This is a genomic window from Pseudomonas sp. FP215 (assembly GCF_030687795.1).
In the GTDB taxonomy this organism is placed as follows: Bacteria; Pseudomonadota; Gammaproteobacteria; order Pseudomonadales; family Pseudomonadaceae; genus Aquipseudomonas; species Aquipseudomonas salmasensis.
Genome location: NZ_CP117447.1, coordinates 1410567 through 1422821, shown reverse-complemented (window position 1 = coordinate 1422821; position 12255 = coordinate 1410567). Strand labels below are relative to the sequence as shown.

General features: G+C 62.2%; 12 protein-coding genes. 8 read left to right on the top strand and 4 right to left on the bottom strand.

Annotation, left to right across the window (positions count from 1 at the left end; all coding sequences use genetic code 11):
- Positions 1-131 precede the first annotated feature (131 nt).
- The 6 genes from ccoG (at position 132) to hemN (ending at position 7062) form a co-directional block, all read left to right on the top strand.
- Complete coding sequence (gene ccoG, locus PSH76_RS06415; RefSeq protein ID WP_305493765.1) at positions 132-1535, top strand: cytochrome c oxidase accessory protein CcoG; 1404 nt, start codon at positions 132-134, stop codon at positions 1533-1535.
- Between the two features lie 14 nt (positions 1536-1549).
- On the top strand, positions 1550-2089 hold the full coding sequence (locus tag PSH76_RS06410; protein ID WP_014719446.1) for a FixH family protein: 540 nt from the start codon (positions 1550-1552) through the stop codon (positions 2087-2089).
- Between the two features lie 125 nt (positions 2090-2214).
- Complete coding sequence (locus PSH76_RS06405) at positions 2215-4665, top strand: heavy metal translocating P-type ATPase (RefSeq protein WP_032895834.1); 2451 nt, start codon at positions 2215-2217, stop codon at positions 4663-4665.
- Positions 4666-4687: 22 nt separating this feature from the next.
- Positions 4688-4900, top strand: a complete 213-nt coding sequence (gene ccoS / locus PSH76_RS06400) for a cbb3-type cytochrome oxidase assembly protein CcoS (RefSeq protein WP_003193184.1) — start codon at positions 4688-4690, stop codon at positions 4898-4900.
- Entirely contained in the window at positions 4893-5576 is a 684-nt protein-coding gene (locus tag PSH76_RS06395) for a sulfite exporter TauE/SafE family protein (RefSeq protein WP_138762343.1), read from the top strand. Before ccoS ends, PSH76_RS06395 begins: the two co-directional genes overlap by 8 nt.
- Before the next feature lie 103 nt (positions 5577-5679).
- A complete protein-coding gene (gene hemN / locus PSH76_RS06390; RefSeq protein WP_305493764.1) occupies positions 5680-7062 on the top strand; it encodes an oxygen-independent coproporphyrinogen III oxidase in 1383 nt (460 codons plus the stop codon).
- 6 nt (positions 7063-7068) lie between these two features.
- Here the strand turns inward: hemN and PSH76_RS06385 are convergent, their stop codons facing one another.
- Entirely contained in the window at positions 7069-7530 is a 462-nt protein-coding gene (locus PSH76_RS06385) for a hypothetical protein (protein WP_003193188.1), read from the bottom strand.
- Positions 7531-7684: 154 nt separating this feature from the next.
- Here PSH76_RS06385 and fnr point away from each other — a divergent pair, with 154 nt between their 5' ends.
- Positions 7685-8419, top strand: a complete 735-nt coding sequence (gene fnr / locus PSH76_RS06380; protein ID WP_005790290.1) for a fumarate/nitrate reduction transcriptional regulator Fnr — start codon at positions 7685-7687, stop codon at positions 8417-8419.
- A gap of 76 nt (positions 8420-8495) precedes the next feature.
- Entirely contained in the window at positions 8496-9044 is a 549-nt protein-coding gene (locus PSH76_RS06375; protein WP_003193191.1) for an adenine phosphoribosyltransferase, read from the top strand.
- A gap of 111 nt (positions 9045-9155) precedes the next feature.
- Here PSH76_RS06375 and PSH76_RS06370 read toward each other — a convergent pair whose 3' ends face one another.
- From PSH76_RS06370 to PSH76_RS06360, 3 genes are all read right to left on the bottom strand, one after another.
- Complete coding sequence (locus PSH76_RS06370; protein WP_305493763.1) at positions 9156-10304, bottom strand: acyl-CoA dehydrogenase family protein; 1149 nt, start codon at positions 10302-10304, stop codon at positions 9156-9158.
- Positions 10305-10511: 207 nt separating this feature from the next.
- Positions 10512-11114, bottom strand: a complete 603-nt coding sequence (recR, locus tag PSH76_RS06365; protein WP_305493762.1) for a recombination mediator RecR — start codon at positions 11112-11114, stop codon at positions 10512-10514.
- 66 nt (positions 11115-11180) lie between these two features.
- A complete protein-coding gene (locus PSH76_RS06360; RefSeq protein WP_003193196.1) occupies positions 11181-12215 on the bottom strand; it encodes an NADP-dependent oxidoreductase in 1035 nt (344 codons plus the stop codon).
- Positions 12216-12255 lie beyond the last annotated feature (40 nt).

The window sequence follows — 12255 nt, the reverse complement described above, 5'->3', positions numbered from 1 at the left end:
CCAACGCGACCAAAGGTCGCACCCTTTGCGCACCATCGGGGGCGTATCATTAGGCCACTGCAACACCCTTAATTTGACCCCGGTTGGCACGTACTGGCCGAGGCAAATCTCCACCGCCGTGGGATGCAATGATGAGCGACCAGATACCGGTACATGACGTTACCCCGCCTGCCAAAACCGTCGACCTCTACGCTTCAAGAGAGAAGATCTACACCCGCGCCTTCACTGGCTTGTTCCGCAACTTGCGCATGGTCGGCGGTGCCGCTCTGTTCCTGTTGTACTTCGGCACCGTGTGGCTGAACTGGGGCGGTCATCAGGCGGTGTGGTGGAACCTGTCGGAGCGTAAGTTCTTTATTTTTGGTGCGACGTTCTGGCCCCAGGATTTCATCCTGCTGTCGGGCATTCTCATTGTCGCGGCATTTGGCCTGTTCTTTATCACCGTGTACGCCGGGCGCGTGTGGTGCGGCTATACCTGCCCGCAAAGCGTGTGGACGTGGATCTTCATGTGGTGTGAAAAGGTCACCGAAGGCGACCGCAACCAGCGCATCAAGCTCGACAAGGCGCCGATGAGCGCCAACAAGTTCCTGCGCAAGTTCAGCAAGCACAGCCTGTGGCTGCTGATCGGCTTTGCCACCGGCATTACCTTTGTCGGCTACTTCTCGCCGATCCGCGAACTGGTATTCGATTTCTTCACGGGCCAGGCCGATGGCTGGTCGTATTTCTGGGTGGGTTTCTTCACCCTCGCCACCTATGGCAACGCCGGCTGGCTGCGCGAGCAGGTGTGCATCTACATGTGCCCCTATGCGCGCTTCCAGAGCGTGATGTTCGACAAGGACACCTTGATCGTGTCCTACGACCCGCGCCGTGGCGAAGTACGTGGGCCACGTAAAAAGGGTACCGACTACAAGGCCCAGGGCCTGGGCGACTGCATCGATTGCACGATGTGTGTGCAGGTGTGCCCTACCGGTATCGATATCCGCGATGGGCTGCAAATCGAATGCATCGGCTGCGCCGCCTGTATCGATGCGTGCGACAACATCATGGACAAGATGGAGTACCCGCGCGGCCTGATCAGCTACACCACCGAACACAACCTGTCAGGGCAGAAAACCCATAAGCTGCGCCCGCGCCTGATCGGTTACGCCCTAGTGTTGCTGGCGATGATCAGCCTGTTGGTGGCCGCCTTCTTCATGCGCTCGCTGGTGGGTTTCGACGTCAGCAAGGACCGCGTGCTGTACCGCGAAAACGCCGAAGGGCGCATCGAAAACGTCTACAGCCTGAAGATCATGAACAAAGACCAGCGCGACCACACCTACGTGCTCGACGCCGCTGGCCTGCCAGACCTCAAGCTGCAAGGCCGACGCGAAATCAAAGTGGCCGCGGGCGATATCGTCAGCATGCCAGTGGAGTTGTCGAGTGCGCCGGAGCAGTTGCCGTCGAGCACCAACGAGGTGACCTTCATCCTCAAGGACGCCGATGACACCAGCGTCCATATTGAAGCCAAGAGCCGATTCATTGGCCCACAAGTTCGTTAACAGGGAACACACGCATGCCTGCAACTACTGCCGCCAGCCCTTGGTACAAGCACCTCTGGCCCTGGATCATCATCGCGATCCTGGCCTGCTCGGTGACCCTGACCTTGTCCATGGTAACCATCGCAGTGAACAACCCGGACAACTTGGTCAACGACAACTACTACGAGGCCGGCAAAGGCATCAACCGTTCCCTGGACCGCGAACGCCTGGCCCAGACCCTGCAACTGCGCGGCAAGCTGCACCTGGACGAACTGACCGGCGAGGTCGAGCTGCAACTGACTGGCTACAGCAATCCAAATACCCTGGAGCTGAACCTGATCTCCCCGACCCAGCCAGAGAAGGATCGCAAGATCAACCTCACCCGCAGCGACAGCGAGCCCGGCCGCTACATCGGCCAGGTCACCGACAAGGTCGAAGGTCGCCGTTTCGTGGAACTGCTTGGCGTGGAGGGCGGCAACACCTGGCGCCTGTTCGAAGAAGAAGAGGTCAGCCATGACAAGGACCTGCTGCTGGGTGACGAACCGTTGCAGGGCGCTGAAGACCTGAAGAAGTAGACGATGATCGTTCCCACGCTCTGCGTGGTAACGCCTTGCTGGACGCTCTGCGTCTGCTTTGTGACGCAGAGCGTCACGGGCAACATTCCCACGCAAAGCGTGGGAACGATCTACGGAACTGAGCAATGACCCAACCCACCCCCTGCTACCACTGCGCCCTACCCGTCCCCTCCGGCAGCCGGTTCACCGCCCAGATCCTCGGCGAACGCCGCGAACTCTGCTGCCCGGGCTGCCAGGCCGTGGCCGAGGCAATAGTGGCCGGCGGGCTGGAAAGCTATTACCAACACCGCAGCGAAGCCTCGGCCAACCCCGAGGCGCTGCCCGTGCAGTTGGTGGACGAACTGGCGCTGTACGACCGCGCCGATGTGCAAAAACCCTTTGTGCGCCATCAAGGCGACCTGGCCGAAACCACCCTGCTGATGGAAGGCATCAGTTGCGCCGCCTGCGGCTGGTTGATCGAGAAACACCTGCGCAGCCTGCCCGCCGTAGCCGAGGCGCGGCTGAACCTCTCTAACCATCGCCTGCACGTGCGCTGGGCCGATGGGCAATTGCCGTTGAGCCAACTGCTCAGCGAGCTGCGCCATATCGGTTACGCCGCCCACCCTTACCAGGCCGACCGCGCCGCCGAACAATTGGCCAGCGAGAATCGCCTGGCCCTGCGACAGCTGGGGGTCGCTGGTTTGCTGTGGTTCCAGGCCATGATGGCAACCATGGCCACTTGGCCAGAATTCAATATCGACCTGAGCCCGGAGCTGCACATCATCCTGCGCTGGGTGGCGATGTTTCTGACCACGCCCATCGTGTTCTACAGCTGCGCGCCCTTCTTCAAAGGTGCCCTGCGTGACCTGCGCACGCGCCACCTGACCATGGACGTCTCGGTGTCCCTGGCGATTGGCGGCGCTTACCTGGCCGGCATCTGGACCGCGATCACCGGCGTGGGCGAACTGTATTTCGATGCCGTAGGCATGTTTGCCCTGTTCCTGCTGGCCGGGCGCTACCTTGAGCGCCGCGCCCGGGAACGCACCGCCGCAGCCACCGCCCAACTGGTCAACCTGTTGCCCGCCTCCTGCCTGCGCCTCAAGGACGATGGCCAGAGCGAACGCATCCTGCTTAGCGAATTGGCGCTGGGTGATCGGGTGCTGGTGCATCCCGGTGCGGTGCTGCCGGCGGATGGGGTGATTCTCGACGGCCAATCCAGCATCGATGAATCCCTGCTGACCGGCGAGTACCTGCCGCAACCTCGGCGCACGGGCGACAACGTCACGGCCGGCACGCTGAATGTCGAGGGCGCGCTGACCGTCCAAGTGCGCGCATTGGGCCATGACACGCGCTTGTCTGCCATCGTGCGCCTACTGGAGCGCGCCCAGGCCGAGAAGCCGCGCCTGGCACAGATTGCCGACCGCGCTGCGCAGTGGTTCTTGTTGTGCTCGCTGATCGCCGCCGCGCTGATCGGCCTGCTGTGGTGGGAGCTGGACCCGTCGCGGGCGTTCTGGATTGTACTGGCAATGCTGGTGGCGACCTGCCCGTGCGCGCTATCCCTGGCCACGCCCACCGCGCTCACCGCCGCCACTGGCACCTTGCACAGCCTCGGCTTACTGCTGACCCGCGGCCATGTGCTTGAGGGCCTGAACCAGATTGATACGGTGATTTTCGACAAGACCGGCACCCTCACCGAAGGGCGCCTGGCGTTGCGCACCATTCGGCCCTTGAGTGCGCTGGACAGCGACCAATGCCTGGGCCTTGCCGCCGCCCTGGAGAACCGTTCCGAACACCCGATTGCCCGTGCCTTCGGCCGTGCGCCGCTGGCCGCCGATGAAGTGCTGAGCACCCCAGGCCTGGGCCTGGAAGGTCGTGTGGGCGAACGTGTGTTGCGCATCGGCCAGCCGGGTTTTGTCTGTGAACTCAGTGGCTGCGCGATTCCCGCCTCACCGGATGAAGCCGGGCAATGGCTGCTGCTGGGCGACCGCAGCGGGGCGCTGGCCTGGTTCGTACTGGATGACCGCCTGCGCAGCGATGCACCTGCCTTGCTCGCCGCCTGCAAGGCGCGGGGCTGGCGCACGCTGCTGCTCTCCGGCGACAGTTCGCCGATGGTGGCCAGTGTCGCCTCTGAGCTGGGTATCGACGAAGCCCACGGCAGCCTGCGCCCTGACGATAAGCTGCAGGTGCTGCAAACCCTGCACAAGGAAGGTCGCAAAGTGCTGATGCTGGGCGATGGGGTCAATGATGTGCCAGTGCTGGCCGCCGCCGATATCAGCGTGGCGATGGGCTCGGCCACGGACCTGGCGAAAACCAGCGCCGATGCGGTGCTGTTGTCCAACCGCCTGGATGCGCTGGTGCAGGCCTTCAGCCTGGCGCGGCGTACTCGCCGAGTGATCATCGAGAACCTGTTGTGGGCCGGGTTGTACAATGGGCTTATGCTGCCGTTTGCCGCCCTGGGTTGGATCACTCCGATCTGGGCGGCGATCGGCATGTCCCTCAGTTCGTTGACCGTGGTGCTCAACGCGTTGCGCCTGACTCGCCTGCCGAGCGCGCAAGCCCCGGGCACCGCCCCCGTAACCCGCCCGCTGCCGGCCTGAGCCGCGCGGGCATGGAGTACAGATGCCAGCTCTCTATGTGATGATTCCGGCGGCACTGCTGTTAGTGGGCGTGGCCATCTACATCTTCTTCTGGGCCGTAGACAGCGGCCAGTACGAAGACCTCGATGGCCCGGCCCACAGCGTGTTGTTCGACGACCAGGACCCGAACCACCTGGCCGCCATCGACGAAGCCAACAGCCCCGAGCAACCGCCCAAAGAGCCCCCCCATGCTTGAGCTGGCGCCCTTGCTGGTCTCGGCGCTGATCCTCGGCCTGCTCGGCGGCGGTCATTGCCTGGGCATGTGCGGCGGACTGATGGGCGCGCTGACCCTGGCGATCCCCAAGGAACAACGCAGCCGCCGCTTTCGCCTGCTGCTGGCGTACAACCTGGGGCGCATCCTCAGCTATGCCACCGCCGGTCTATTGATCGGCCTGGCCGGCTGGGCGGTGGCCAACAGCGCGGCGGCGATGTTTATGCGGGTGCTGGCCGGGTTGCTGCTGATCTGCATGGGCCTGTACCTGGCCGGCTGGTGGAGCGGCCTCACCCGTATCGAGAGCCTGGGGCGTGGCCTGTGGCGGCATCTGCAGCCGGTGGCCAACCGTTTGCTGCCGGTGTCCAGCCTGCCGCGAGCCTTGCTGCTGGGCGCGCTGTGGGGCTGGTTGCCGTGCGGGCTCGTCTACAGCACCCTGCTCTGGGCGGCGAGCCAGGGCAATGCGCTGGACAGTGCCTTGCTGATGCTGGCGTTCGGGCTGGGCACCTGGCCGGTTTTGCTGGCCACCGGGCTGGCCGCCGAACGGGTAACGGCGTTGTTGCGCAAACGCAGCGTGCGGGTGGCCGGTGGCGTGCTGGTGATGATTTTCGGCCTCTGGACCTTGCCCGGCCCCCATCAGCACTGGCTAATGGGGCATTAACAGGCCCTGTGGCATAGCGCCGCTCCCCGTTGATGCAAATCAAGATGCCTGCACCTCCCTGCCCCTAGACTCGGCCCACTAGCCAATCCGGGGGACCGCCCGCATGCTCGACGCCATTCGTTGGGACACAGATCTGATTCACCGCTACGACTTGGCGGGGCCGCGCTACACGTCCTACCCCACCGCCGTACAATTTGACAGCCAGGTCGGCACCTTCGACCTGCTCCACGCCCTGCGTGACAGCCGCAAGGCCGTGCGGCCACTGTCGCTGTATGTGCATGTGCCGTTCTGCGCCAACATTTGCTACTACTGCGCCTGCAACAAGGTGATCACCAAGGACCGTGGCCGTGCCCAGGCCTACCTGCAGCGCCTGGAGCAGGAAATCCAATTGGTGGCCTGCCACCTCGACCCGCAGCAGCCCGTGGAACAGTTGCACTTCGGCGGCGGTACGCCAACCTTTCTCAGCCACGATGAACTGCGCCAGGTAATGAAATGCCTGCGCCAGCATTTCAATTTGCTGGATGACGATTCGGGCGACTACGGCATCGAAATCGACCCGCGCGAAGCCGACTGGGCCACCATGGGCCTGCTGCGCGAACTGGGCTTCAACCGCGTGAGCATCGGCCTGCAAGACCTCGACCCCGAGGTGCAACGGGCGGTCAATCGCCTGCAAAGCCTGGAAGAAACCCGCGCCGTGATCGATGCAGCGCGCACCTTGCAATTTCGCTCGATCAATATCGACCTGATCTACGGCCTGCCCAAGCAGTCGCCGTTGAACTTTGCGCGCACCGTGGAAGAAGTCATCCGCTTGCAGCCAGACCGCCTGTCGGTGTTCAACTACGCGCACCTGCCGGAACGCTTCATGCCCCAGCGGCGGATCAACACTGACGAGCTGCCCTCGCCGGCAGAAAAACTGCTGATGCTGCAAACCACCATCGAACAACTGACCCAGGCCGGTTACCGCTACATCGGCATGGACCACTTTGCCCTGCCCGACGACGAATTGGCGGTGGCCCAGGAAGAAGGCAAGCTGCAGCGCAACTTCCAGGGTTACACCACCCACGGGCACTGCGACCTGATTGGGCTGGGGGTGTCGGCGATCAGCCAGATCGGCGACCTGTATTGCCAGAACAGCAGTGACCTGAACCAGTACCAGAACGCCTTGGCAGGCGCGCAGTTGGCGACCAGTCGCGGTCTGGTCTGCACCACGGATGATCGGTTGCGCCGGGATGTGATCCAGCAATTGATCTGCAATTTCAACTTGGCATTCGAGGGGATCGAACAGACGTACAACATCGATTTTCGCGGCTACTTTGCCGAGTTATGGCCGCAGCTGGAAACGATGGCCGCCGACGGCCTGATCGAGTTGGACGCCCAGGGCATTCGTGTGCTGCCGGCCGGGCGCTTGCTGGTGCGCTCCGTGTGCATGGTGTTCGATGTTTACCTGGAGCACCAGAACAGGCAGCGGTTTTCGCGGGTGATCTAAAAGCGTTTACTTCATGGCCAGGCTGGCGGCCTTGACTGCATCACCTGCACTCATGTCTTTCATCGCCTTGGTCAGGGACGCCTGGGCGCTGGTCAAGCTGGCTTGCAACGCGCTCAAGGCCGACTGCAGCCCGGAGAGCCGGGCACGGGCTTGTTCAGGACTGAGATTTCTGTCAGCCATTACCGCAGCCATCTCGGCCTGTTTCTCGGCGATCTGTTTTTTGATCTCACGGATCATCTTCAGCAGGTTCTTGACGTTGTCCGCCAAGCCACTGTCGTCGATATCACTGTTTGAGGTCTTCTCAGCCGCCGCCGCTTTCATCGCAGCGCCGGAAATGGTCACTGACACCGCAGGCTTGGCTTCATCCGTCGGCGCAACCGCAGCAGCATCGGTCGCGGCAGCCTTCTTGGTTTCGGGCAGTGCCTGGATCTGGGTGCGTGAAGCCAGTTGTGTACTGAGGGATAACATGGTCTGAGCCACCGTGTTGGTATTCGATGGCAGTGCTATCGGCCGTTTCGGGCAAATCTTTACTTCGCGACAGGTTTTTGTACAGGCTGGCCTCCGTGGCCCCCAGTGCGTTACCCTTACGTCTTATGTGTGTTTTCCCACAAGGATTTAAGAAATGTCCGAGCCAGTCAAACTGCGCGCTCACAGCCAGGCCCATTGCAAGGATTGCAGCCTGGCCCCCCTCTGCCTGCCACTTTCATTGAATCTGGAAGACATGGATGCGCTGGACGACATCGTCAAACGCGGCCGCCCGCTGAAAAAGGGCGAGTTTCTGTTTCGCCAGGGCGACAAGTTTGATTCCGTCTATGCAGTACGTTCGGGCGCACTGAAAACCTTCAGCCTCAGCGACGGCGGCGAAGAGCAAATCACCGGTTTCCACCTGCCCAGCGAGTTGGTCGGCCTGTCGGGGATGGACACCGAGATTCACCCGGTGTCGGCCCAGGCCCTGGAAACCACGTCGGTGTGCGAAATTCCTTTCGAGCGTCTGGATGAGTTGGCCCTGCAACTGCCGCAATTGCGCCGCCAGTTGATGCGCGTGATGAGCCGCGAGATTCGTGACGACCAGCAAATGATGCTGCTGCTGTCGAAGAAAACCGCCGATGAGCGCATCGCCACGTTCCTGGTCAACCTGTCGGCGCGCTTCCGTGCCCGTGGGTTCTCGGCCAACCAGTTCCGCCTGAGCATGTCGCGCAATGAGATCGGCAATTACCTGGGCCTGGCAGTGGAGACCGTGTCCCGCGTGTTTACCCGCTTCCAGCAGAACCAGTTGATTGCTGCAGAAGGTAAAGAGGTGCATATCCTCGACCCGATCCAGCTGTGTGCATTGGCTGGCGGTTCCCTGGAGGTCTGATCCAGACTGCGGCCGCGCCAATCGGCGAGGCCGCAGGTATACTTCGAGTCCGTTTTCCGCTCTGGACTCCTCGACGATGACCTTTGATTCGTTCGACATCAAATCCCTGATTCGCCCCGTCATCGACTTCCCCAAGCCTGGGGTGATCTTCCGTGACATCACGCCGTTGTTCCAATCGCCCCGCGCCCTGCGCCTGGTGGCCGACAGCTTTGCCCAACGCTACGTCGAAGCCGACTTCACCCATATCGGTGCGATGGATGCCCGTGGCTTCCTGATCGGCTCGATCATCGCCTACCAGCTCAACAAGCCGCTGATCCTGTTTCGCAAGCAAGGCAAGCTGCCGGCGGACGTGCTGGCCGAGGGTTACCAGACCGAGTACGGCGAAGCCTTCCTGGAAGTGCACGCCGACAGCCTGTGCGAAGGCGACTCCGTACTGATGTTCGATGACCTGATCGCCACCGGCGGCACCCTGATTGCGGCGGCGAACCTGGTACGGCGCATGGGGGCAAAGATCTTTGAAGCGGCGGCGATTATCGATTTGCCGGAGCTGGGTGGCTCGCAGCGGTTGGCAGACATGGGGATTCCGACGTTTTGCCTGACGCAGTTTGGGCTGACTGAAAGATAAAGGTCGTCAATACTGCCGCCATCGCGGGCAAGCCCGGCTCCCACCTAGGACTGCATTCCCCTGTGGGAGCCGGGCTTGCCCGCGATGAGGCCCGAAAGAACACCCTGAACGTCAAAGCCCCATCTGCTTACTGATGATTTCATTCATCACTTCACGCGTCCCGCCACCAATCGACAGAATCCGGTTATCACGATACAGCCGCTCCACCAGGCTGCCACGCATATACCCCTGCCCACCCAGGATCTGCACCGCGTCATACGTCACCCGATCAGCGGTATCGGTGGCGAGGTTCTTGGCCATGGAAATCTCTTTAATCACGCTCTTGCCGGCGGCCATCTTCGCGGCCTGGCGGTAGGTGAACTCGCGAGAAACTTCCACGGCGGTAGCCATTTCCGCCAGGCGATGCTTGAGCACCTGGAATTTGCCGATAGGTTTGCCGAATGCTTCACGCTGGGCGGCCCACTGAAGGCTTTCCTCCAGGGCCAGCTGTGCAGTCATATTGGCCATCAGCGCCAAAGCCAGGCGCTCGCTCTGGAAGTTACCCATGATGCAGGCAAAGCCCATGTTCTCGACGCCGATAAGGTTGCCCACGGGCACGCGGCAATCGTCGAAGAACAACTCGGCGGTGTCCGACGCCCACCAGCCCATCTTCTTCAGTGGCTGGCCGACGGTGAAACCCGGGGTGTCTTTTTCGATCAGCAGCAGGCTGATACCGCCAAAACCCGGCCCGCCTGTGCGCACGGCCACGGTGTAGAAGTCAGCGCGAATACCGCTGGTGATAAAGGTCTTGGCGCCGCTCACGCGGTAATGCTCGCCCTCACGTACGGCACGGGTTTGCAGGTTGGCTACATCTGAGCCGCCGCTGGGCTCGGTGACCGCCAGGGCGATGATCTTCTCGCCAGCCAGCACCAGGGGCGCTATGCGCTCACGCACGTCGGGCCGGGCCCATTTGACGATGGGCGGCAGGCCGATATCCAGGGAGCCGAGCCCCGCCACAACCCCACCGGAGCCGCAGCGCATCAGTTCTTCGCTGGCAGCAACCTTGGCGAACAGATCGCCTTCATGGCTGCCACCCAGCGCCTCGGGGTATCCAATGCCTAGAATGCCCGCCGCACCCGCCTTGAGGTAGAGCTCGCGAGGAAAGCTTTCTGCCTCCTCCCATTGCTCGATGCTGGGCAACATCTCACGCTCGACGAAGCGGCGCACGCTGTCGCGGACCAATTGGTGGCTGGGATCGAAGTATTCCTGATAGGCAGACATCGGCAAGCTCCATGGCGGGATGGAGCGAACTTACCAAGCGCTTGCTTGGTTATCAAGCCATGCGTCTGCGCTAACCCTGTAGGAGCGAGCTTGCTCGCGAAAAACGTCAACGATAACGCGTGCTTCCTGAGTGAACGCGGCGTCTATTGGTTTTTCGCGAGCAAGCGCGCTCCTACAGGGTTAGGAAGTTCCAGATTGCAGTGGGTTTTAGAGGGCGATGGGTTTGCGGCCTGCGAACGAGTGCGCCAAGGTGCCGCCGTCCACCAATTCCAGCTCACCCCCCAACGGCACGCCATGGGCAATCCGCGAAGTGATCAAGCCTTTGTTGGTCAACAGTTGGGCGATGTAGTGCGCCGTGGCTTCACCTTCCACCGTCGGGTTGGTCGCCAGGATCACTTCAGTAAAGGTGCCCTGCTCCTGGATCCGCCCCACCAGCTGTGGAATACCGATGGCTTCCGGCCCCAAGCCATCGAGCGGCGACAGGTGGCCCTTGAGCACAAAGTAACGCCCGCGATAACCGGTCTGCTCAACGGCGTATACATCCATCGGCCCTTCCACCACGCACAGCAACGTGTCGTCGCGACGCGGGTCGGCGCATTGCGGGCAGAGCTCTTCTTCGGTGAGGGTACGGCACTGGCGGCAGTGGCCCACGCCTTCCATGGCCTGGCTCAGGGCCTGGGCCAGGCGAGTGCCGCCGCTGCGATCACGCTCCAGCAGTTGCAGCGCCATGCGCTGGGCAGTTTTCTGGCCGACACCGGGCAAAGTGCGCAAGGCGTCGATCAGTTGGCGAATCAGGGGGCTGAAGCTCATGAGCGAAGGGTCCGACAAAACAACGAGACGCGGTTTATACCCGCGCCCCGGATTAGCGTCAAATACTCAATCCTGCGCGACGCGCACCACCAACTTGCCGAAGTTGCGCCCTTCGAGCAGGCCGATAAAGGCTTCGGGCGCCTGCTCCAGGCCATCGACCACGTCCTCGCGGAACTTGATCTTGCCCTCGCGCACCCAAGGCGCCATGGCGCTGAGGAACTCCGGCTGGCGGTCGCCATAGTCATCGAACACGATAAAGCCCTGGATGCGCACCCGCTTGGTCAGCAAAGTGCGTTGCAGCGCCGGCAAACGGTCGGGGCCGCTGGGCGCTTCATGGGCGTTATAGCCGGCGATCAACCCGCACAGCGGCACGCGCGCCTTGGGGTTGAGCAAAGGCAGCACGGCATCGAAGACTTTACCGCCGACGTTTTCAAAGTAGATGTCCACGCCTTTGAAGCAGGCCAGGGCCAGCTCATGGGCGAAATCTTCGCTCTTGTGGTCGATACAGGCATCAAAGCCCAACTCATCCACCACATAGCGGCACTTGTCGGCGCCACCGGCAATGCCCACCACGCGCAAGCCCTTGAGCTTGGCCACCTGGCCCACCACTGACCCCACCGCGCCAGACGCAGCCGCCACCACCAGGGTTTCCCCGGCCTTGGGCTGGCCGATATCCATCAGGCCCATATAGGCGGTCATGCCCGGCATACCCAGTACGCCCAAGGCCATCGACGGGCTCGGCAGGCCCTTGGGCAGCGGGATCAGGTTATGGCCTTCGCAAATGCAGTGGCTTTGCCAGCCAGTGGCGCCGACCACCAGGTCGCCCACTTCGAACTTCGGGTTGCGCGATTGCTCGACACGGCTGACAGCCCCACCGGTCATCACTTCACCGATTTCCACGGGTGCTGCGTAGGACGGCGCGTCACTCATGCGTCCACGCATGTAGGGGTCCAAAGACAGGTAGAGGGTCTTGAGCAGCACCTGGCCGTCTGCCAGGTCCGGCAGGCTTACACGTTCCAGGCGAAAGTTTTCCGGCGTGGGTGCGCCCTGAGGGCGTGAGACCAGAACGATGCGTTGGTTGAGCGTCATTTCTTGAGGCATCAGCGGGGCTCCTTTATCGGTGAATGGTTTCAACGGTATA